This is a genomic window from Nocardiopsis sp. B62, assembly GCF_018070675.1.
GTDB classification, from domain to species: domain Bacteria; phylum Actinomycetota; class Actinomycetes; order Streptosporangiales; family Streptosporangiaceae; genus Nocardiopsis; species Nocardiopsis prasina.
In genome coordinates, this window is sequence record NZ_JAGPXK010000002.1 from 1 (window position 1) to 21,634 (window position 21,634).

The window sequence follows — 21,634 nt, forward strand, 5'->3', positions numbered from 1 at the left end:
CGTCATGCCCACACCCAACATCGCCGCCCAGACCCCCGCCCAGGGCGGGGACGGGCAGCACCTTCCCAACCCGAGGACCACCACCAACCCCGACCCAGCGCTCTCCCTCGCTGCCGCAGTTCCGTCCGGGCCAATGACCAGCCACGACACGCAACCCGTTGAACACCGGCGCGGGGACGCACCCTCCCTCGCTGACGCAGTTCCGTCCAGGCCAATGACCAGCCGCGACACGCGACTCGTTGCGCACCGGCGCGGGGACGCACCCGCCTTCGCTGATGCTTTTCCGTCGGGGCGATTGACCAGCCACGACACCCAACACGTTGAACACCGACGCGAGGACGCACCCGCCCTCGCTGCCGCAGTTCCGTCCGGGCCAATGACCCGCCGCGACACCCAACACGTTGAACACCGACGCGAGGACCCACCTTCCTTCGCTGATGCTTTTCCAGTTTCGTGAGTGGCGAAGAGGAGAGTTCAGTGGGTGGGCAGGAGATAGGCACTCCCGTGTGCGGGCCGAGGTGCCCGTCCAGCGGCACTTGGAGGTCCCCAAGAGCGGCGCCCAGTCCCCCGCTGACCTCCGCTGGCCTCCACTGACCTTGAGGTCACTCTCTCCACACCAGACGAGCGGCCACCGGGGGGATCCACGTCCATCCCGCTGACCTCGCGGGCGCACTCGCGCGACCACGGGCGGGAGCGAACGCGTGCCGGTGGGGCGACCACCTCGGTCTCTGCCTACTATGGCTAGCCATGCGTATTCTCGTGGTCGAGGACGATGACCGGGTGGCTCGCGGGCTGGTCACCGCGCTCCGGGCAGCCTCCTTCGACGTACAGCGGGTGGCCACGGCCGAGCGAGCCCTGTCGGCGCCCTCGGCCGACGTGGTCCTGCTTGACCTCGGCCTGCCCGACGCGGACGGTATCGACCTGCTGCGGCGGCTCCGGGAACGACCGCAGACCGCGATCATCGCCGTCACGGCCCGGGGCGAGGAACGCGACCGGGTCCGGGGCCTGCGCGCGGGCGCCGACGACTACGTGGTCAAGCCCTTCGGGGTCGCCGAACTCCTGGCGCGAATCGACGCTGTGCTGCGCCGCACCCGGACGGCCCGGGCCGAGCCCGAACGGGTCGACCCGCCGCTGCGGGTCGGTGAGCTGACCCTCGATGTGAACCTGCGGGAGGCGCACATGGGTGCCGAACCCCTGCCGCTGACACGCAAGGAGTTCGACCTGCTGCGTCTGCTGGTGGAACGCTCCCCGCGCGTGGTCGCCCGGGACCAGATCCTCGACCAGGTGTGGGGCGCCGCCTGGGAGGCCTCCTCCCGCACCCTCGACACCCACATCGCCTCTCTGCGCGCCAAGATCGGCGCCACCCCGCGCATCCGCACGGTGCGCGGTGTGGGCTACATGCTCGACGAGGCCTGACCCGTGCTCCGGCGTCTCCTGACCATCCTGCTCCCGATCGCCTTCGTGCTGGTCGGCGCGGTCCTGGTACCGATCGCGACGGTCATCGCCCAGCAGCAGACCCAGGCCGTGTACGTCGACCGCCTGGGCGACGCGGGCCGGTTCGCCTCGCTGGCGGGAACGGCCCTTCAGGCCGAGCGGAGCAACGCCCTCACCCAGGAGATGTCCCGGTACGAGCAGCTCTACGGCATCCCCGTGGTGTTGGTAGCCCCCGACGGCGAGGTCGTCGCGGGCTCGGGGGAACGGGACCGGATGCGTGAGTTGGTCGCGGACGTGGGCATGGACTCCGTGATCTCCGTGGCGCTGGCGGGAGAGCGCCCTGAGCCGCCCACAACGGTGTGGCCCTGGCGCTCGGACCCGCTGGTGATCGCCGAACCCATCGGCCGGGACAGCGAGGTGGCCGGGGCGGTGGTGCTGGTCTCGCCCACCGACGTCCTGGGCGAGGACATCCTCACCACGTGGGGGTGGATGGCCCTGTTCAGCGTGGTGCCGCTGGCGCTGTTGGTGACGGCCTCACTGCCGCTGTCCCGCTGGGTCCTCCAGCCCATCCACCGGCTGGACGCGGCGACCACGAAGGTGACCTCGGGCGATCTGGACGTCCACGTGGACGCCGAGAGCGGACCGCCGGAGCTGCGGCGGCTCACCGACTCCTTCAACACCATGGTGGGGGTGGTGCGCCGCGCCCTGGAGCGGCAGCGCTCCTTCGTCTCCGAGGCCTCCCACCAGCTCCGCAACCCCCTGGCCAGCCTGCGGCTCTCGGTGGAGAACCTGGCCCCCTACCTGAAGGGCGCGGAGGCCCGCGAGGCGCACGCGATCGCGATCGACGAGGCCACCGTCATGCACCGCATGCTGAACTCCCTCCTGGCCGCCACCCGGCTGGAGAGCGTGACCGGCACCGAGGTGGTGGAGGTGACCGGGGTGGTGGACACCCGGGTGGCGCGCTGGAACGCCCTGGGGGAGTCGCGGGGGATCGAGGTGACCACGGACCTGCCCGACCACCTGTGGGCGCACGCCCCGGCGGGCGGGCTGGGAAGCATCCTCGACGAGCTGGTCAGCAACGCCCTGCGGCTGTCCGGCGGCACCCGGGTCGAGGTGCGCGCCGAGGACGGCGAGCAGGTGCGGATCGGGGTGCTGGACAACGGCGTGGGCCTGCCGAAGGAGGAACGCGAGGCCGCCCTGGACCGCTTCTGGCGCTCCCCGACCCACCAGAACACCGAGGGCACCGGGCTGGGCCTGCCGATCGTCGCGGACCTGGTCCGTGAGTCCGGCGGGCGCCTCAACCTGGGCGACGGCCTCGCGGACCAGGGACGGCGCGGGTTCGGCGTGGTCATCACCCTGCCCTCGGCGGCCCCTCCCGAGGACGAGTGACCGTCAGTCGCTCGACTCGGACGGGTTCACCTGGACCTCCGCACCCTCGGACGCGGGCTTGTTGTCCCGGTACCACCGCTCGGCCCCGGCGTGCAGGGGCACGACCCCCGTGGAGATGCCGGTCCGCACGTTGATCTGCGCGGCCTCGGGGCGCTGCTCGGCCAGCCGGGACGCCCCCGTGTACACCGTGTCCGTCACCACGTACACGAGGTCCTCGGGCAGGTCCTGTCGGCACAGGAGCAGGTTCGGGATGGACATCGTGGGGCAGGCCGGTATCCCCGCGTAGGTGGTGGCCGGGATGGTCGCCGGGAAGTAGGCCTCCGGGTACACGGTGACCATGTGGTCGGCGACGTCGGCGAGGTCGACCATGCGCAGCGGGGTGCGTTCCGCGAGGTCGGCGATGGCCGGGGTGGGCAGCCCGGTCAGCGAGAACATGGCGTCGATCTCGCCCGACGCGAGGGCCTCGGCCGAGGTGGCCTGGTCGAGCCGGAGCGTCTCCGGTCTCACGCCGATCTCACTGAGGATCTGCTCGGTGGTGAACTCGGTACCGGAGTCCGAGGCGCCTATGGACACCCGTAGCCCGTCGAGGTCGGCCAGCCCGCGCACGGGGGACCCGGCGGTGACCACCAGGTGCACGAAGCTGTCGTAGAGCCGCCCCACCGCGCTGACGAGGTCCTGAGTCTCGATCTCCGTGGCCAGGACCGAGTCGAGGTTGGCCAGCCCGAGGTGGGCTCCGCCGTCCTCCAGCAGGTAGAGGTTGTCGTGCGAGGCACGGGTCTCCACCGGAATCACCTCGTTGTGCGACAGGCGTTCGTCGAGGAGGAGCGCGAGCTCCCCGCCGATCTCCCGGTAGACGGCACCCGGGGGGCCTGTGGCCACGACGAGCCGGGGCGGGTCCGGGTCTGGCGCACGTGTGCAACCGGTCACTGCCGCCACGGTGACGGCGCCCGCCAGGCTCAGGAGCACGGTGCGACGGTCAGTTTCCCTCGGATGCATACACGCAGCTTAGGCGGGTGGGACGGCGATCGCGCGCGTGTACTTTGCGTCACTTTGTGCCCCAGGACACACACCCAGAGTGGCCCAATGTCAGAGGAATCCCAACTCTTGTGCAGTTGCGTTGCACACACTCGCGAGTCGTAACAATCATCTCTTCATCAAGAGGAAGTAACCCCCGAGAAACCGGCTGGCAACACAGCGGTCGACCGGGAGGGGAGTCGCGGACAGCCGCCGACCAGCAAGCAGGAGGCCACCATGGCGATGGACACCGCCGACAAGAAACCGGACGAGACTCCGGCGAAGACCAAGGGCACACCCGGGGAACGCACCACGCGGAGCCGGGTGATCGGGTTCTTCGCGGGTCCCCTGGTCGGCCTGCTGGTCTTCTTCCTGCTGCCGGACATGGCGCTGCCGCTCGGCGACGGCGACACCGAGACGGTCATGTCGGTGAACGGTGGCATCGTCGCCGCCGTCACCGCCTGGATCGCGATCTGGTGGGCCACCGAGCCCATTCCGATCCCGGCCACCTCGCTCCTGCCGCTGATCCTCTTCCCGCTGCTCATCGACGGCGTCGGTGTCGGCGACGTCTCCCCGTCCTACGGGTCCGACGTCATCTTCCTCTTCATGGGCGGCTTCATGCTGGCCCTGGCGATGCAGAAGTGGGACCTGCACCGCAGGATCGCACTGCTGATCGTCTCGAAGGTCGGCTCCAACACGGTCGGCCTCATCGGCGGGTTCATCGCCGCGACCTTCGTCATCGGCATGTGGGTGTCCAACACCGCCGTCGCCGTGATGATGCTTCCGGTCGGCCTCTCGGTGATCGGTCTGGTCACCCAGCTGCGCAACGGCAAGACTGACGCCAACTTCGCCACCGCCCTGATGCTGGCGATCGCCTACTCCGCGTCCATCGGCTCCGTCTCGACGCTGATCAGCACCCCGCCGAACGTCCTGATGGTCGGCTACCTCGCCGAGAACCACGACATCCACATCGGCTTCGGTGAGTGGATGATGGCCGGTGTTCCGCTCGCCATCATCTTCCTGCTGATCGCCTGGTTCCTGCTGGCCAAGGTCATCTACCCGCCGGAGGTCAAGCGCCTCGAGGGCGCCCAGGAGCTCATCCGGGGCGAGCTGGCCAAGCTGGGCCCGATGAAGCGCGCCGAGAAGCTCGTGCTCGCGGTCTTCGCCTTCGCCGCCATGTCCTGGATCTTCGCGCCGATGCTGGCGAAGAACGACGCGATCGCCTCGGTCATCCCGTGGATCGGCAGCGTCTCGGACGCCATGGTCGCGATGGTCGTCGCGGTCCTGCTCTTCATCATCCCCGCGGACCGCAACAACCGTCTGCTCGACTGGGACTCCGCGCTCAAGCTGCCCTGGGGCATCCTGCTGCTGTTCGGTGGCGGTATCGCGATCTCCGCCCAGTTCACCTCCAGCGGCCTGAGCGCGTGGATCGGTACCCGCGTCGCCATCCTCGAGGGCGTGCCCATGTGGGCGCTCATCCTCGCGGTCGTCGTCCTGGTCCTCTGCCTCACCGAGCTCACCAGCAACACGGCCACCGCCGCCACGTTCCTCCCGATCATGGGTGGTGTCGCGGTCGGCATGGACGTCGACGTCCTGGCGCTGGTCATCCCGGCTGTCCTCGCGGCCTCCATGTCCTTCATGCTGCCGGTGGCCACGCCGCCCAACGCGATCGCCTTCGGCTCCGGCTACGTCAAGATCACCGAGATGCTCCGTGCGGGCCTGTGGTTCAACATGACCGCACTCGTGCTCATCATGTTCTCCATGTACGCCCTCTTCAGCTGGGCCCTCGGAGTGCAGGTGTTCTAGCGCCATCCACGGGCCGCCCGAAGTAGAGAGCGGGCGGCCCATCCCCGGGGCGGTGGTTCCGACCTCCGCGAGGAAACCGTCCCGGAACTCCCAGGAGCGCCCCTTCCGACCCCGTCACCGTTCGACGGGAGCCGGGAGGGGCGCTCTTCTCGTGTCCCGGCGGTTTCACGGGCACGAAACACGGGGCAACCCGGGTTTCACCGCGCGACAGCCTCCCTGAAACAGGGGCTTCCTAGCGTCGGGGCCCATGGACACACCGCTGTATACACGGGCTGTCGACGCGGGGGCCGCGACCCCCTCCCGCCGCGACCGCGTCCACGCCCTGATCCGCGAGGAGGTCCTGAGCGGCCGCCTCACGCCGCACACCCGCCTGGGCGAGGTCCGGCTCGCCGAGCGCTTCGGGGTCTCCCGTACCCCCGTCCGCGAGTCCCTGGCGCGCCTGCACTCCGACGGTCTGGTCGAACGCCGCGACAACGGCTACTACGTCCGCGTCCCCAACCTCCCCGAGCTGCGCGACCTCTACGAACTGAGGGTCGTCCTCGAACTGCGCGGCATCGCCCGCGTCATGGAGGATCCCGCCCTCCGGCACGACACGGGCCTCCTGACCGCCGAACTGGAGCGCTGGGAGGGGCTGCGCGCCGCTCCTCCCGCCCCCGACCCCTCGTTCGTCCTGCTCGACGAGGCCTTCCACACCGCGCTGTCCCGGGCCTCCGGCAACGGCGCCCTCACCGAATCCCTGGTCTCGGTCAACCAGCGCATCCGCCGGGTGCGCATGCACGACTTCCGCACCGAGGACCGGATCTCCTCCACCGTCGCCGAGCACGTCGAGATCGTCGAGCTGCTGCTCGCCGACCGCCTCGACGCGGCCCACCGCGCGCTGCACGAGCACGTGGGCGCGTCCATGGAGGTCGTCCTCGAACGGGCCGGACAGGCCCTGACCCGGATGGTGCTGAGCGCCGACCAGTTCTGACCGCCACTCCCAGCCTCCGACCAGAGGGAGAGCCCCCGTGTTCGACTCCGTGCTCGTCGCCAACCGCGGTGAGATCGCCTGCCGCGTCATCCGCTCCGCCCGCGCGCTCGGCCTGCGCACCGTCGCCGTGTACTCCGACGCCGACGCGGGAGCGCCGCACACCCGCATGGCCGACGAGGCCGTGCGACTCGGCCCGGCGCCCGCCGCCGAGAGCTACCTGAACACCGAGCGCGTCCTGGCCGCCGCGGTCGCCACCGGCGCCGGGGCCGTCCACCCCGGTTACGGGTTCCTGTCCGAGAGCGCGGAGTTCGCGCACGCGGTCGAGGCGGCCGGGCTCGTGTTCGTCGGGCCCGAGCCCCGCCACCTGGAGGAGTTCGGCGACAAGCACACCGCCCGCAAGGCCGCGGCCGCCGCCGGGCTCCCGATGGTTCCGGGCAGCGAGCCCCTCCCCGACGTCGAACGGGCTGTGGCCGCCGCCGAGGAGATCGGTTATCCGGTCATCCTCAAGTCCACCTCGGGCGGCGGCGGGATCGGGCTGCGCCCCTGTTTCGACGAAGAGGCGCTGCGCTCCGCCTTCGACCAGGTCAGCCGCCTCGCGCGAACCCACTTCGGTGGTGGCGGGGTGTTCGTCGAGCGGTTCGTCTCCCGGGCCCGCCACGTGGAGGTGCAGGTCTTCGGCGACGGCCACGGCGGCGTGGTCACCCTGGGGGACCGCGACTGCTCGCTCCAACGCCGCAACCAGAAGGTGGTGGAGGAGGCGCCCGCTCCCGACCTCCCCGACGCCCTGCGGGCCGAACTCCACCGCACCGCCCGCGCGCTCTGCGCGGGGGTGTCCTACCGCAGCGCCGGAACGGTCGAGTTCGTCCACGACGTCGAGCGCGGTGAGGCCTCCTTCCTGGAGGTCAACACGCGCCTCCAGGTGGAGCACCCGGTGACGGAGGAGATCGCCGGGGTGGACCTGGTCGCGTGGATGCTGCGCCTGGCGCGCGGCGAGGACGTGCTCGCGGGGATCCCGCCCGAGGGCCCGGCCCGCACCGGCCACGCCGTGGAGGCCCGTGTGTACGCGGAGGACCCGGCGCACGACTTCCGGCCCAGTTCCGGGTTGCTCACCCGGGTGGAGGCCCCCGCCGACGTCCGCGTGGACGGCTGGGTGGAGGCGGGGCAGCGGGTGACCAGCGACTACGACCCCCTGCTCGCCAAGGTCATCGTGCGCGGAAGTGACCGCGAGGACGCGCTGGACCGGCTCGGCCACGCCCTGGCCGGGGTGCGGATCGACGGGGTGCAGACCAACCTCGGCCTGCTGCGCGCCCTGAGTGTCCACGAGGACGTGCGCGCGGCCACGCACACCACCGCCACCTGCGCGACGGTCGGCGACCCCGAACCTCGGGTCGAGGTGGAGCGCTCGGGCACCCTCACGACCGTTCAGGACTTCCCTGGCCGTACGGGGTACTGGCAGGTGGGCGTGCCCCCGTCGGGAGCCATGGACGACCTCTCGCTGCGCCTGGGCAACACCGCTCTGGGCAACCCGGAGGGCGCCCCGGGCCTGGAGTGCACGATGGAGGGTCCGTCGCTGCGCTTCACCCACGCCACCACCGTGTGCGTGACCGGGGCACCCGCCGACGTGACCGTGGACGGAGTCCCCGTACCCCGATGGGAGCCGGTCGAGGTGCCCTCTGGGGGCCTGCTGGACGTCGGGGCGGCCCCGGGGCCGGGTATGCGCACCTACGTGCTTTTCCGGGGCGGTCTGGACGTTCCCGAGTACCTGGGCAGCGCGGCCACGTTCACCGCCGGTGAGTACGGCGGGCACGCGGGCCGGGCCCTGCGCCCGGGCGACGTGCTCCGCGTGGCCCCGACCGGCGCCGACCAGGCCGCGGCCTCCCCAGTGCCCGAGGAGAGACGTCCCCGGTTCCCGGACACCACCGCAGGGGAGCCGCCCCGCGACGGCACGCACTGGGACGTGGAGGTCTCCGAGGGGCCGCACGCCGCACCGGAGTTCCTCACCCGGGAGGGCCTGGCCGACTTCCTCGCCACCTCCTGGCGGGTCCATCCGCAGTCCGCCCGCAACGGCGTCCGCCTGTCCGGACCCAAGCAGACCTGGGCCCGTCCGGACGGCGGTCAGGCCGGACTGCACCCCTCCAACGTGCACGACACCGCGTACTCCGTGGGCGCCGTCAACCTCTCCGGAGACACCCCGGTGCTCCTCGGTCCGGACGGCCCCAGCCTCGGCGGGTTCGTCTGCCCGGTCACCGTGGTCTCCGGCTCCCGGTGGAAGATCGGCCAGCTGCGCCCCGGCGACACCGTGCGGTTCCGTCCGGTCACCGAGGTCGCCGCCGAGCGGCTGCACACGGAGCCGACGGCCGCGCCGCTCCTGCGCCTGACCGGCGCGGACGGCGACGACGGCGTCCTGGCCCGCGTCCCCGCTGGTGAGGGCACCCCCGAGGTCACCTACCGCCGGGGTGGCCACGACAACCTCCTGGTCGAGTACGGCCCGATGGTGCTCGACCTCGGCCTGCGCATGCGGGTACACGCCCTCATGGCCGCCCTGGACCGGCACGCGCCCGCGGGGATCGTGGACACCACACCCGGCGTGCGCTCCCTGCACCTGCACACCGACCCGGAGGTGCTGCCGCTGCGCACGCTGCTGGGCGTGCTCCTGGAGATCGAGGCGGGGCTGCCGCCCACCTCCCGCCTGCGGGTGCCCAGCCGCACCCTGCGCCTGCCGATGTCCTTCGACGACCCCTCCATCCACGAGGCCATCGCGCGCTACGGCACCGGCGTGCGCGACGACGCCCCCTGGAACCCCGACAACATCGAGTTCATCCGCCGCGTCAACGGCCTGGACTCCGTGGAGCGCGTGCGGGAGATCGTCTTCGACGCCTCCTACCTGGTACTCGGCCTGGGCGACGTGTACCTGGGCGCTCCAGCCGCGACCCCGCTGGACCCGCGACACCGCCTGGTCACCACCAAGTACAGCCCCGCGCGGACCTGGACCCCCGAGGCCGGAGTGGGGATCGGCGGCGCGTACCTGTGCGTGTACGGCATGGAGAGCCCCGGCGGCTACCAGCTGATCGGCCGCACCGTGCCGATCTGGTCCGGGCTGCGCCAGTACGGACAGTTCGAACCGGGCACCCCCTGGTTGCTGCGGTTCTTCGACCGGATCACCTGGTACCCCGTGGAGGCCGAGGAACTCCTGGACATCCGCGCGGACCTGCTCGCCGGGCCCCACGAACTCCGGATCACCCAGGGTGAGTTCGTGCTCGCCGACCACGAACGCTTCCTGGCCGAGAACGCGGAGTCCATCCGGGAGTTCGAGAGCCGACGGGAGGCGGCCTTCGAGGAGGAACGGCTGCGGTGGGAGGCGGCAGGCGAGTTCGAGGACCGCCCCGAACCCGAGCCGGTCGCACACGAGGAACTGACCCCACCGCCCGGATCGACCCTCGTGGAGGCGCCCCTGTCCGCGAGTGTGTGGAAGGTGGACGTGGAACCGGGGCAGACCGTGGAGGAGGGACAGCCCGTCGTGCGCCTGGAGGCCATGAAGCTGGAGGTGGTGGTCCGGGCGCCCGTCGCCGGAACCGTCACCGAGGTCCTGGTCGGCCCCGGACAGAGACTGGACCCGGGCCGAGCCGTGGCCGTCATCGCCGAGGAAGGGACCGCCTGATGCCCACCCCCACCGAGCGCGTACGCGCCGCCTACCGACGGATCGCCGAGGCCGACCGGCCGGAGGTGTGGATCACCCTGCGACCCGAGGAGGAGGTGGTGGCGGAGGCCGGGGCACTGGAGGAGCGCCTGGCCGCGGCCGCCGGGACACCGGAGGCCGAGCGGATTGCGTTGGCCGGGACGCTCGTGGCGGTCAAGGACAACATCGACGTCGCGGGCCTGCCCACCACAGCCGCGCACCCGGGGTTCGCGCGCACGCCCGACGTGAGCGCGACCGCGGTGGAACGCCTGGTGGAGGCCGGCGCGCTGGTGCTGGGCAAGACCAACATGGACCAGTTCGCCACCGGGCTCGTTGGTACCCGCAGCCCCTACGGCGCCGTCCGCAACGCCCTCGACCCCGCCCGGATCTCCGGCGGGTCGAGTTCGGGATCGGCCGTGGCGGTGGCCCTGGGGATCGTCGACGTCGCCCTCGGCACCGACACCGCCGGGTCCGGCCGGGTGCCCGCCGCGCTGCACGGGATCGTCGGCCTCAAGCCCACCCTCGGCCTGGTCCCCAACACGGGGGTCGTGCCCGCCGCCAGGCCCTACGACACCGTCACCGTGTTCGCGCCGGACCTGGCCACCGGCCAGCGCGCCCTGGCCGTGGTGACCGGGCCCGATCCGAGGGACCCGGCCAGTCGTGGTTGGCCCGCCGACGTCCGGCTGGCCCCGCGCGACCCCATCCGGATCGCGGTCCCCACGGTGGAGGGACTGGCCCCGCTCAGTGAAGCGGAACGGGAGACCTTCCAACGGGCCGTGGACCGGTTCACCGAAGCGGGGGCGGAGGTCGAGCGGGTCGACATCGCCCCGCTGCTGGAGGCCGCGCGGCTGCTGTACGACGGGGCGATCGTCGCCGAACGCCACGCCGCCGTGGGGGAGTTTCTGGAGGCGCACCGCGGGGACGGGCGCTCCGACCCCACGGTCGCCGGGATCATCCTGGCCGCCGCGGACCTCCCCGCCAGCCGACTCGCCGCCGACCAGCACCGGCTGGCCGGGTACAGGGCGACCGCGCGGGCGCTCCTGAGCGGGTTCGACGGCCTCCTGGTACCGACCACGGTCGGCCACCCGACGCTGGACGAGGTGGCCGCCGACCCGGTGGGCACCAACTCCCGGCTGGGGACCTACACCAACTTCGTCAACCTCCTCGACCTCGCCGCCGTCGCGGTCCCCGCCGGTACCGCCGACGGACACCCGTTCGGGGTCACCGTGGTCACCGACGCCTTCGACGACCAGGTCGCCCTGGACCTGGCCGGGCTCCTGGTCGGGGCCGAGCCCGGCCCGGCCCTGCCCGCCAACGGGCTGGAGCTGGCCGTGTTCGGCGCGCACCTGCGCGGACAGCCGCTCAACCACCAGCTCACCGACCTCGGCGCGCGGTTCGTGGAGGCCACCATGACCAGCGCCGACCACAGGATGGTGGCCCTGCGCACGACCCCGCCCAAACCGGGTCTGCTGCGGGTGGACGGCGGGGGCTCGGCGCTGCGCTGCGAGGTCTGGGAGGTCTCCCCGGCCGGGCTGGGAGCCTTCCTCGCCGCGCTGCCCGCACCGATGACACTCGGCGCGGTCACCCTCGCGGACGGCCGCACAGTGGTGGGTTTCGGCTGCGAGCTGGCCGCCGTGCCGGGAGCCGAGGACATCACCCACCACGGCGGCTGGCTCGCCTACCTGGAGTCCCTGGGGTAGCGGGGCAGCCGCGCCGGTTCAGATCCCGCGGTCGCGTCCCGCCCAGAGCGCGACCACGGTCTGGACCAGCGCCAGGCCGCCCACCAGCACCAGGACCAGATCCGTCGACCCGGTGAGCTGGATCAGCACCCCGGCCGCGACCGGACCGCACGCGGCGAGCAGATAGCCCATGGACTGCGCCATGCCGGACAGCCGGGTGGTCTCCGTCTGGGTACGGCCGCGCAGGCCGATCAGGGACAGGGCCACCACGATCGAACTCCCCGTGCCCGCGCCCGCCACCATGATCCACAGCGGACCCCAGGCCGGGACCCACAGCAGACCGGCCATGGCCACCACGATGAGCAGGCTCACCGCAAGGCAGGCGGGGCGCTGCTCCGCGCGCCGACCCATCAGGGTGGTGATCGCCAGCCCGGCCACCACGCCGGTGATCTGGAACGCGAACAGGTGCCACCCGGCGCTCTCCGGGCTTACGCCACGCGCGGCCTCCACGCTGGGCAACCAGTTGATCAGCGTGAAGTAGGCGGTGGACTGGAGCCCCATGAACGCGGTGACCAGCCATGCGGTCGACGAGCGCCACACCGAGCCGGTGGGTTCGGACGGAGCGTCGGCCGAGGCGGTGACGGGCACGCGGGAGGGCACCCAGCGCACCCGGGCGGCCCAGACCAGCAGGGCGAGCGCCACCGGGACCGCCCACAGGGCGAGGGAGGCCCGCCAGCCGCCCGCGAGCGCCGCGAGCGGAACGGACAGACCGGCGCCCAGGGCGGCGAACCCGGTCATCACCGAGGAGGACACCCCGGTGAACAGGGCGATCCGCCGTGGGTGGTCGCGCCGCAGGATCACGGGGACCAGCACGTTCCCGAAGGCGATGGCGGCGCCGACCATGGCGGTGCCCAGCCACAGGGTGGCCAGGGTCGGGAGGGAGCGGACCAGGATCCCGGCGGCAAGGAGGGCCAGCGCGGCCAGGACCACCCGGTCCACTCCCCACCGGGCTGTGGGCCCGTGCACGATCGAGGAGAAGAGGGCGAAGCCGAGCAGAGGGAGCGCGGTGAGCACGCCCAGGGCGCTGTTGGACAGTCCGGTGGTGGTGCCCACGGACTCCAGGACGGGGCCGACCGAGGTCAGCGCGGGACGCAGGCAGGAGGCGATCACCAGGACCGAGCCCATGGCCAGGGCGGCGCGCGTCCAGGTGCGGGCGGGCGCCCCGGTGGTGGGGGCGCTCACTGCTCCCCGTCCTCGACGACGGCGCTGATGAACCCGAGTTCGTCGGCGAGCTCCGTGGCGATGGCGCGGGCGTGCTCGGGGGAGCCGTCCTCGATCGCGGCGAGCAGGCCCTCGTGCAGGTCGTTGAGTCCCTGTACCTCGGGCAGGGAGGTGGTGCGCCGGATGGACTCCACCACGTTCTCCCGGAGCGCGTCGTAGAGGCGGGTGAGCAGCGGGTTGTGGGCGGCCTCCACCACGGCGCGGTGGAAGCGGGAGTCGGCGGCCACGTAGGCGTCGACGTCCTCGGCGCGCTCGGCCTCGGCACGGGCGGCCACGGCCTCGCGCATGGCGTCCAGGTGGGCGTCCGTGCGGTGGCGGGCGGCGCGTTCGGCGGCGGCGACCTCCAGAACGGCGCGCACGTCAAGGACGTGTTCGAACTCGGTGCCACCGCCCTGCCCGAGCAGACCGGTGAGCTCGTCGCTGGCCCGGACGTAGGTGCCGTCACCCACACGCGGCTCCAGGAGTCCCGCGGCGGTGAGGGCGCGCAGGGCCTCGCGGACGGTGCCCCGGCTGACCCCGAGCTCCTCGGCGAGGCGCTTCTCGCCGGGGATGCGGCTGTGGACGGCCCAGTCCCCGGCGGCGATGCGGTCCCTGAACTGCCTGCTGACCTGCACGACCAGGGGTTCGGCCCGGGTGGGCTGGGTCATGGACGTCACGGTGGCCTCCTGGTTGTCCGACATTTGCACGGTCGGTCGCGCAGGGAGTCTAGGCACCGGGCACCCGCGCCCACAAGGGTGCCCCCTGGCAGGGAGCCACCACCACCTCCAGGCGGCCCGCGCGGTGCCGCTCGTGGCCGGTGTGTCGAGACCTCGGACAGGTGACACGACGGAGCCCCGCCACGGACGTGACGGGGCTCGCGGAGGTCGGTGCCTAGTCCTGCGGGGCGCGACGGGGACGGCGCGGGCGGGAGGACCCACCCGAGCGCGGGGCGCCGTAGCCGCCGCCACGCGGACCACCCTGGCCGCGCGGGCCGCGCGGACGGCTCTCACGGCGCGGCTCGGCGGGCAGGCTGACCGGAACGCCGGACGGGACGCGGGCACCGGTCACGCGGGCCAGCTCCGGGTCTTCGGAGTGGCCCACCTGGGCGATCTGCGGCTCGATCCGAGCGCGGTACATCAGGCGGCTCATGTCGCGGCGCTGGTTGGGCGTCACGAGCGTGACCACGTTGCCGGACTCGCCCGCGCGGGCGGTACGGCCGCCGCGGTGCAGGTAGTCCTTGTGGTCGGTGGGCGGGTCGATGTTGACGACCAGGTCCAGCCCGTCCACGTGGATGCCGCGCGCGGCCACGTTCGTGGCGATCAGCGCGGTCACCGTGCCCTCCTTGAACTGCTTGAGGGTGCGGGTGCGCTGCGGCTGGGAACGTCCGCCGTGCAGCGGGGCCGCCCGGACGCCGCTGGCCAGCAGGTGCTGCGCCATCCGGTCCACCGCGTGCTTGGTGTCCAGGAACATGATGACCTGGCCGTCACGGGCGGCGATCGCGGTGGCGGTGGCCTGCTTGTCCGCGTGGGACACGTGCAGGAGGTGGTGCTCCATGGTGGAGACGGCGCCCTCGGACGGGTCGACCGAGTGGACGACCGGGTCCTTGAGGAAGCGGCGCACCAGCTGGTCCACGTTCCGGTCCAGGGTGGCCGAGAACAGCAGACGCTGCCCGTCGGCGGGAACCTGCTCCAGGATCGCGGTGACCTGCGGCATGAAGCCCATGTCGGTCATCTGGTCGGCCTCGTCGAGCACCACGGCCTCGACCTGGTCCAGGACGCAGTCGCCGCGCTCCATCAGGTCGCGCAGACGACCCGGGGTGGCCACGACCAGTTCGACGCCCTGGCGCAGGGAGCGGGCCTGGCGGTGGATGGGCATGCCGCCCACCACGGTCGCCATGCGCACCCGCACCGAACGGGCGTAGGGCGTGAGGGAGTCGGTGACCTGCTGGGCGAGCTCACGGGTCGGCGCCAGCACCACGGCCATCGGGTGCCGCTCCTCGGCCTTGCGGCCGTCCAGACGGGCCAGCAGGGCCAGGCCGAAGGCGAGCGTCTTGCCCGAACCGGTCTGGCTGCGGCCCAGGACGTCCCGGCCGGCCAGCGAGTTCGGCAGGGTGGCCGCCTGGATCGTGGAGGGCGTGGTCAGACCCTGGCGGGTCAGCGTCTCCTTCAGCGCGGAGGGCATCTCCAGCGCCTGGAAGTCGTCCACCGGGTCCAGCCCGGGAACGACGGTCTGGGGAAGGGCGAACTCGCCGCCGGAGAAGCGCGAGCCGCCGCCCTGGCCGCCGCCGCTGCCGCGCCGGGGACCGTCGAAGGAACGACGGGGGCGCGGGCGGCCGTAGGATCCGGATCCGCCACGGGAGCCGAAGCCGGTGTTGTTGGAGGAGCGATCACGACGTGCGTTGGCACGGGGATGGTTCACAGATGACCTTTCGCCGACGACATAGGCCGGGTCGGAAGTCCACAGCACTGCTTCGGCGAGTGACACCGAAGATGCGTGGGGGAAAATACTTCGATATCCACGGCCCACGTGAAGAACTGGGGGTCGTGGCGGGCGAACCGGTGCCTGTCGGAGAACGACTGCCAGAAGACCGGCTCTGGGAACGGCATCGTGGTGATCTCATCCGAAGAAGTCCAACGGAAAACCACGACCGCAACTTCACGAACCTAGCACACGGCCTCCCAGCTGGCGGGAACCGCGACTGTGGCACTGCGCACCCTACGGCGTAGGGCCCCGCCGCCCGCTCGCGGAGGACGGGGCCCTCTGGGGGCGCGTCAGGCCTCCCGCTCCGTGGCGGCGAGGTCGTCGAACGCCGTGTTCTCGGTGGGTTTCACACCGGTCAGGTAGCCCGCGCGGGCGATGGCGTTGCCGCCGACCGCCGCCGTGGCCAGCTGGATGAGCAGGGCCAGTCCGATCTTGACCGCGTTCTCCACGGTCGGGTAGTGCAGGAGCAGGCCGAGCAGCACCAGCGCCGTCCCGAGTCCGCCCGCGATCCCCACGCCGCTCAGCCGGGCGTAGAAGTCCTGGAGGCGGAGCAGGCCGACCGCTCCCACCAGGAACACCAGGGCGCCCGCGACCATGCAGACGATCCCGGCGACGTCCAGCGCGTTCATCGCTTACCTCCGGTGATCAGGCGGGCCAGGGACAGGGCGGCCAGGAATCCGATCAGCGCGCACACCAGGACGATGTCCACGACCAGTTCGGTGTCCAGCCGGAAGCCGAGCATGGCGACCAGCCCCACGAAGCCGAAGAAGACGACGTCGGAGGCGGCGCCCCGGTCGGCGGCCGACGGCCCGGTCAGAATGCGGTAGGCGGCGATGGCCATGGCCAGCACGATGGCCGCCAGGCCGATGTCGATGAGCTGCATCAGTTCCGTTCCCCCTCGGCCGGGACGCTCTCCGGAGGCCCCGACGGGCGGGTGACCGCCAGGACGCGGTCCTCCATCGCGTGGATGTCCTGCTGGAAGGACGCGCGGTCCTGCACGTACAGCCCGTGCACCCACAGGGTGGCGGGGTCGCGGCGCACGGCCACCGTGACCGTTCCCGGGGTCAGGGAGATCAGGTTGGCCAGCAGGGTGAACTCGAAGTCGGTCCGGCAGCGGACCGGGACCTCCACGAAGGCCGGGGTCGCGGAACTGCCCGGGGTGACGATGTCCCACATCACCTGGAGGGAGGTCTTCACGATCTCGGCGCCCGCGTAGAAGGGGAACCAGAGCACACGGGGTGCCCACATCGGGTGGATCATCGTCCCAGCACCGCCTCGACGTATCCGGAAGTGTCCAGGAGCCCGGCCGCGGCCTGCGCACTGAGGTCGAGCAGGACCTGCGCGCCCAGACCGATGCCCAGGGTCGTGGCTGTCAGGATCAGGCCCGGCACGATCAGTGCGGTCCGGATCTTCGGTGTGGTGCGCGTCGCGGTGGCGACCGCACCGTCGGAGCCCGCCTCGACGGGCGCCGGGTCGTCCTCGTCCGGGGCCCTGCCCCAGAACACTCCGCCCCAGATCTTCAGCATCGACATGAGGGTGATCAGGCTGACCGCGATCATCACCGCCATGGCGGTCCACTGGGCGTCGTCCACGGCCGCCACGACCAGGGTCAGCTTGGCGACGAACCCGGAGAACGGCGGCAGGCCCGCCAGGGACAGGGCGGCCCCCATGAACACCAGGGCCAGCAGCGGCTCCCGCCTGGCGATTCCGCCGAGCCGGTCCAGCGCGCCCGTCCCGTAGGTGTGCTCGATCGCGCCGGTGGACAGGAACAGCGACGCCTTCACGATCATGTGGTGGATGAGGTAGAAGATGCCCGCCATGAGCCCGAGCTCGGTGAACAGGGCGACCCCGAGCAGGATGTACCCGATCTGGCTGATCATGTGGAACACCAGGATCGAACGGGTGGTGCCCTCGCCGACCGCGCCCATCACGCCGATGAGCATGGTGAGGGTGAAGGCCACCACGCCGATCCACAGGAACTTCGCGTCCCCGTCGAAGACCAGTGCGTACAGGCGGTAGATCGCGTAGATCGCCACCTTGGTGTGCAGGCCGGAGAACAGGGCGGTGATCGCCGGGGAGGCGGCCGGGTAGGTGCGGGCCAGCCAACCGTGCACAGGGACGACGGCGGCCTTGATCGACAGGGCGAGGATGACCACGCCCATGCCGACCGCGACCATCGGGTCGTCCTTCGCGGCCCCGGCCAGCTCTCCCATGTGCACGGTCCCGGCGGCTGCGTAGACCAGCGCCACACCCGCGAGGAAGATCGTCGAGGTGAGCAGGTTGACCGTGACGTAGATCCGTCCGGCCCGCAGCCTGCCCATGGCACCGAGCATGGCCAGCAGCCCGTACGAGGGCAGCAGCATGACCTCGATGAACACGAACATGTTGAAGATGTCGCCGGTGAGCAGCGCACCGGACACACCGGCCGTCAGCACCAGGACCAGCGGGGAGAAGAACGACCGCCGGTCGTCCCCGGTGGCGATCGCGAAGACCGAGCTCACCAGCGCCAGCAGCGAGGTGGTCCACAGCATGAGCGCGCTGAGGACGTCGGCGACGAACGGGATGGCGACCCCGTCCTGCCACAGACCCACGTTGTGGGCGAAGACGGCGCCGTCCCGGGTGAGCCAGACCAGCCCGGAGGCCCCGAGCAGCGACACCGTGGTGGGCAGGAGCAGCAGGATCCTGCGCAGCCACAGGGGGCCGCGCAGGACGATCAGCAGTCCGGCGCCGACCAGTGGCACCGCGACGAAGAGAGGCAGCAGCGCCGCGTTCATGAGGCGTCCTCGGTGTCGTCGTCGCTGCCGGAGGCGGCGAGGGTGAGCATGTAGATCGCGATGGAGAAGGCGATCACGATCGCGGTGAGCACGAATGCCTGGGGCAGTGGATCGGCCGCGGTGGGCGCGGTGCCGAACTGGAGCAGGGGCAGGTCGCGGCGGTACACGCCGCCCGCCGACATGATCAGCAGGTTGACCGCGTGGCCCACCAGGATGAGGCCCAGGACGATACGCACCATGCCGCGCTGGAGCATCAGGTAGACGCCCCCGGCGACCATGACGCCGATGGTGATGGCGAGGGTCATCGCTTGCCTCCCGTGGTGGAGCCGTCCAGGTCGTGTGCGTCGGTGTCCGAGCCGTCGTCCGAACCGCGTGTGCCCGGGCTGCCGCGTTCGAGCCCCAGTTCGTTGAGCGCGGTGAGCAGGACGCCCACCACCGCCAGGTAGACGCCGACGTCGAAGACGAACGCCGTGGTGAAGTGGAAGTAGTCGCCCCAGGCCAGCGGGATCTCCGCGTGCAGCGGCTTGAGGAACGAGCCCTCCATGTAGCCGAGGAACCCGGAGAACGCGGCGACCAGCACACCGGCCCCGATGATCGCGGGGTAGGCCAGGCGGATGCGCGCCGCCCTGTCGCTGGCCGCCGACAGGTAGGTCAGCGCGAAGCCCGCGCCGCCCACGAGACCGGCGATGAACCCGCCGCCGGGCTCGTTGTGGCCGCGGAACAGCAGGTACAGCGACCAGACGACGAGCAGCGGCATCAGGAAGCGGCCCACCGTGCGCATCAGCACGGTGTTGTCGGTGGGGTCGTGGGCGGCGTTGGCCGGACCCACCACCACCCGGCGCGAGGAGTGCACTGGGAGCAGGTCGCTGGACCGGATCACCGCGATGATGATCAGGCCCGCCACACCGAGCACCGTGAGTTCGCCCAGGGTGTCCAGCGCGCGGTAGTCGACCAGGATCGTGTTGACCACGTTGGTGCCGCCGGTGTCCTCCGGGGCGTGTGCCAGGAGGTAGTCGGCCACGGGCGACAGCTCGCGTCGACCGGTGAGGGCGTAGGCGGCCAGACCGGCGGACAGACCGGCGCCGATCGCGATCGCGGCGGTCAGGACGGTGCGGCGCCCGCGCACCTTGTGGAAGCGGCGCGGCAGGCGGCGCAGGACCAGCACCGCGACGACCACGGTCAGGATCTCCACCAGCAGCTGGGTGAGGGCCACGTCGAAGGCGCCCAGGAAGAACAGCCACAGGGCGACGGTGAACCCGGCGACGCCGACCAGGGCCAGCCCCGCCATCCGGGAGCGGGTGACCACGGCGGCGCCGACGGCCACGACCATCAGACCCACGAGGAGCCAGTCCAGGCCCATCGAGGTCTGCCCGGCCAGCGGCGGCAGGTCCAACCGGAACACCACGGTGACCAGGGTCAGCGCGATGATCAGCACCATCGGCACCCCCAGGTGGAAGGCGGGGGAGTCGCTGCGGGTGAGGTCGCCGGTGCGCCTGCCCGCCCGGATGATCCCGTCGTACAGGGTCTCGAAGACCCCCACACCCGTCACCGGGACGAGGTCGCGCCCGGCCAGCGCCTCACCGGAACGGCTCCGCCAGGACAGCAGGGCGCCCAGGCCGATCGCCAGTGCGGACATGCCGAGGGCGGCGTTGAACCCGTGCCACAGCAGCAGGTGCGCGTCGGCCTCCTGATGGGTGGCGTTCAGGGCCACCTCGTTGACCAGCGGGTCCAGGGCCGGGACGGTCAGGCCGAGGAGCACGCCGCCCAGCGAGGCGAGGATCGCGGGGAGCCAGAAGCCGGAGCTCGCCTCGGTCGCGGTGCGCTCCCGGGCGTCGCCCCTCGGCTCGCCCCAGAAGGCCCCGTACACGAACCGGAACGAGTACGCGAAGGTGAACGCGGCCGCCGCGACGGCGACGGCACCGGCCACCGGGCCGAACCAGGCAGGGCCGGGCGCGTGCAGCAGCGACTCGAAGAGGTTCTCCTTGCTGATGAACCCGAGCAGTGGTGGGATGCCCGCCATGGACAGCGCGGACAGCGCGGCGACGGTCGCGGTCACCGGCATCCGCCGACGCAGACCGCCCAGCTGACGCAGGTCGCGGGTGCCGGTCTGGTGGTCGACCAGGCCGACCACCATGAACAGCGCGGACTTGAAGAGGGCGTGCGCCACCGTGTGCACGGCCGCCGCGACCAGGGCGGCGGGGGTGCCCACACCGATCACCGCCACCAGGAAGCCGAGCTGGCTCACGGTGGAGAAGGCGGCGAGCCTCTTGAGGTCGTGCTGTTGCAGGGCGAAGACCGCGCCGATCACCGCCGTGGTCAGACCCAGGGTGATGAGGAGGGTGTTCCACACCATCTGCTCACCGAAGGCGGGCGTGAAGCGCATGGCCAGGTAGATACCGGCCTTGACCATCGCGGCCGCGTGCAGGTAGGCGCTGACCGGCGTGCTCGCCGCCATGGCGTCCGGCAGCCAGTAGTGGAACGGGAACTGCGCCGACTTCGTGAACACGGCGACGGCGACCAGCACGGCCACCAGCGACGCGAACCCGGTGTCCTGGGTCCAGGACGTGTCGGCCAGGATCGCGCTCAGCTGAGTGGTGCCGGTGCGCACGATGAGCAGCACGACCGCCGCGAGCAGTGCGAGACCGCCCATGGCGGTGAGGAGGAACGTGCGGATCGCCGGGCGGCTGGCCGACACCCCGGACAGGCCGATCAGGTAGAACGACGCGATGGTGGTGAGCTCCCAGAACACGAAGAGCAGCACCACGTCGTCGGCCAGGACCAGACCCGTCATCGCCAGGGCGAAGAGGGACATCAGGAAGTAGAAGCCGAGACGGCGGCCGGGCGGAAAGTACCGGGTCGAGTATGCCATGATCAGCGCGCCGATACCGGTCACCAGCATGGTGAACAGCCAGCCGAGGCCGTCCATGCGCAGGTGGAACGAGACCCCGATCTGCGGCATCCAGGGCCGGGAGAACTCCAGGGGCACCCCGGAGCCCAGAACCTGCGGCGCCTGGGCGGCCACCAGCAGGGCCAGGCCGAGGAACACGGCGGAGACGGGCCAGCCCGCGTTACGGCCCAGCAGTCTGTCCAGTAAGGGTGTGATCGCGACGGTCAGTGCGAGCACGATCATCAGAAGCAGCAGCACCAAGCC

Annotated in this window: 16 protein-coding genes; 6 read left to right on the plus strand and 10 right to left on the minus strand. The window is 71.7% G+C overall.

The window, feature by feature from the left end; genetic code table 11:
• Nucleotides 1-747: 747 nt before the first annotated feature.
• Together KBX21_RS02050 and KBX21_RS02055 are read left to right on the plus strand one after the other, a co-directional pair.
• Entirely contained in the window at nt 748-1,416 is a 669-nt protein-coding gene (locus KBX21_RS02050; RefSeq protein ID WP_049573608.1) for a response regulator transcription factor, read from the plus strand.
• 3 nt (nt 1,417-1,419) lie between these two features.
• On the plus strand, nt 1,420-2,823 hold the full coding sequence (locus KBX21_RS02055; protein ID WP_210840843.1) for a HAMP domain-containing sensor histidine kinase: 1,404 nt from the start codon (nt 1,420-1,422) through the stop codon (nt 2,821-2,823).
• Between the two features lie 3 nt (nt 2,824-2,826).
• Here KBX21_RS02055 and KBX21_RS02060 read toward each other — a convergent pair whose 3' ends face one another.
• Nucleotides 2,827-3,819, minus strand: a complete 993-nt coding sequence (locus KBX21_RS02060; RefSeq protein ID WP_210840844.1) for a TAXI family TRAP transporter solute-binding subunit — start codon at nt 3,817-3,819, stop codon at nt 2,827-2,829.
• Between the two features lie 255 nt (nt 3,820-4,074).
• On the opposite strand from KBX21_RS02060, the gene KBX21_RS02065 reads away from it, so the two are divergent.
• From KBX21_RS02065 to atzF, 4 genes are all read left to right on the plus strand, one after another.
• Nucleotides 4,075-5,643 (plus strand): DASS family sodium-coupled anion symporter, encoded by a 1,569-nt coding sequence (locus KBX21_RS02065; protein WP_210840845.1) that lies wholly within the window; start codon nt 4,075-4,077, stop codon nt 5,641-5,643.
• A gap of 247 nt (nt 5,644-5,890) precedes the next feature.
• Entirely contained in the window at nt 5,891-6,613 is a 723-nt protein-coding gene (locus KBX21_RS02070; RefSeq protein WP_210840846.1) for a GntR family transcriptional regulator, read from the plus strand.
• Between the two features lie 37 nt (nt 6,614-6,650).
• On the plus strand, nt 6,651-10,271 hold the full coding sequence (uca, locus tag KBX21_RS02075) for an urea carboxylase (RefSeq protein WP_210840847.1): 3,621 nt from the start codon (nt 6,651-6,653) through the stop codon (nt 10,269-10,271).
• Complete coding sequence (gene atzF, locus KBX21_RS02080; RefSeq protein ID WP_210840848.1) at nt 10,271-11,989, plus strand: allophanate hydrolase; 1,719 nt, start codon at nt 10,271-10,273, stop codon at nt 11,987-11,989. Before uca ends, atzF begins: the two co-directional genes overlap by 1 nt.
• An 18-nt stretch (nt 11,990-12,007) precedes the next feature.
• Here the strand turns inward: atzF and KBX21_RS02085 are convergent, their stop codons facing one another.
• The 9 genes from KBX21_RS02085 to KBX21_RS02125 form a co-directional block, all read right to left on the minus strand.
• Nucleotides 12,008-13,210, minus strand: a complete 1,203-nt coding sequence (locus KBX21_RS02085) for an MFS transporter (protein WP_210840849.1) — start codon at nt 13,208-13,210, stop codon at nt 12,008-12,010.
• Nucleotides 13,207-13,896 carry a FadR/GntR family transcriptional regulator gene (locus KBX21_RS02090; RefSeq protein ID WP_247665120.1) on the minus strand — a complete coding sequence of 230 codons (690 nt, stop codon included), beginning with the start codon at nt 13,894-13,896 and terminating at the stop codon, nt 13,207-13,209. Before KBX21_RS02090 ends, KBX21_RS02085 begins: the two co-directional genes overlap by 4 nt.
• A gap of 223 nt (nt 13,897-14,119) precedes the next feature.
• Nucleotides 14,120-15,646, minus strand: a complete 1,527-nt coding sequence (locus tag KBX21_RS02095) for a DEAD/DEAH box helicase (protein WP_049573640.1) — start codon at nt 15,644-15,646, stop codon at nt 14,120-14,122.
• A 353-nt stretch (nt 15,647-15,999) separates the two neighbouring features.
• Nucleotides 16,000-16,338 (minus strand): monovalent cation/H(+) antiporter subunit G, encoded by a 339-nt coding sequence (gene mnhG / locus KBX21_RS02100; RefSeq protein WP_049573643.1) that lies wholly within the window; start codon nt 16,336-16,338, stop codon nt 16,000-16,002.
• The gene (locus KBX21_RS02105; protein WP_017542706.1) at nt 16,335-16,592 is read right to left on the minus strand and encodes a monovalent cation/H+ antiporter complex subunit F; all 258 of its coding nucleotides are present in this window, start codon (nt 16,590-16,592) and stop codon (nt 16,335-16,337) included. Before KBX21_RS02105 ends, mnhG begins: the two co-directional genes overlap by 4 nt.
• Complete coding sequence (locus KBX21_RS02110; protein WP_049573646.1) at nt 16,592-16,969, minus strand: Na+/H+ antiporter subunit E; 378 nt, start codon at nt 16,967-16,969, stop codon at nt 16,592-16,594. Before KBX21_RS02110 ends, KBX21_RS02105 begins: the two co-directional genes overlap by 1 nt.
• Nucleotides 16,966-18,483: a monovalent cation/H+ antiporter subunit D family protein gene (locus KBX21_RS02115; protein ID WP_049573649.1), complete on the minus strand. Its 1,518-nt coding sequence runs from the start codon at nt 18,481-18,483 to the stop codon at nt 16,966-16,968. The genes KBX21_RS02110 and KBX21_RS02115 overlap by 4 nt, the downstream gene beginning before the upstream one ends.
• Nucleotides 18,480-18,788 (minus strand): sodium:proton antiporter, encoded by a 309-nt coding sequence (locus KBX21_RS02120; protein WP_017542709.1) that lies wholly within the window; start codon nt 18,786-18,788, stop codon nt 18,480-18,482. The genes KBX21_RS02115 and KBX21_RS02120 overlap by 4 nt, the downstream gene beginning before the upstream one ends.
• Complete coding sequence (locus KBX21_RS02125; protein WP_210840851.1) at nt 18,785-21,631, minus strand: DUF4040 family protein; 2,847 nt, start codon at nt 21,629-21,631, stop codon at nt 18,785-18,787. The genes KBX21_RS02120 and KBX21_RS02125 overlap by 4 nt, the downstream gene beginning before the upstream one ends.
• Nucleotides 21,632-21,634: the final 3 nt, after the last annotated feature.

Bases quoted from the DNA above. Each gene is read 5' to 3' on its own strand.
- KBX21_RS02050 (WP_049573608.1), top strand. From the start codon at position 748: ATGCGTATTCTCGTGGTCGAGGACGATGACCGGGTGGCTCGCGGGCTG.
- KBX21_RS02060 (WP_210840844.1), bottom strand. From the start codon at position 3,819: ATGCATCCGAGGGAAACTGACCGTCGCACCGTGCTCCTGAGCCTGGCG.
- KBX21_RS02065 (WP_210840845.1), top strand. From the start codon at position 4,075: ATGGCGATGGACACCGCCGACAAGAAACCGGACGAGACTCCGGCGAAG.
- KBX21_RS02070 (WP_210840846.1), top strand. From the start codon at position 5,891: ATGGACACACCGCTGTATACACGGGCTGTCGACGCGGGGGCCGCGACC.
- atzF (WP_210840848.1), top strand. From the start codon at position 10,271: ATGCCCACCCCCACCGAGCGCGTACGCGCCGCCTACCGACGGATCGCC.
- KBX21_RS02090 (WP_247665120.1), bottom strand. From the start codon at position 13,896: ATGACCCAGCCCACCCGGGCCGAACCCCTGGTCGTGCAGGTCAGCAGG.
- mnhG (WP_049573643.1), bottom strand. From the start codon at position 16,338: ATGAACGCGCTGGACGTCGCCGGGATCGTCTGCATGGTCGCGGGCGCC.
- KBX21_RS02105 (WP_017542706.1), bottom strand. From the start codon at position 16,592: ATGCAGCTCATCGACATCGGCCTGGCGGCCATCGTGCTGGCCATGGCC.
- KBX21_RS02110 (WP_049573646.1), bottom strand. From the start codon at position 16,969: ATGATCCACCCGATGTGGGCACCCCGTGTGCTCTGGTTCCCCTTCTAC.
- KBX21_RS02115 (WP_049573649.1), bottom strand. From the start codon at position 18,483: ATGAACGCGGCGCTGCTGCCTCTCTTCGTCGCGGTGCCACTGGTCGGC.
- KBX21_RS02120 (WP_017542709.1), bottom strand. From the start codon at position 18,788: ATGACCCTCGCCATCACCATCGGCGTCATGGTCGCCGGGGGCGTCTAC.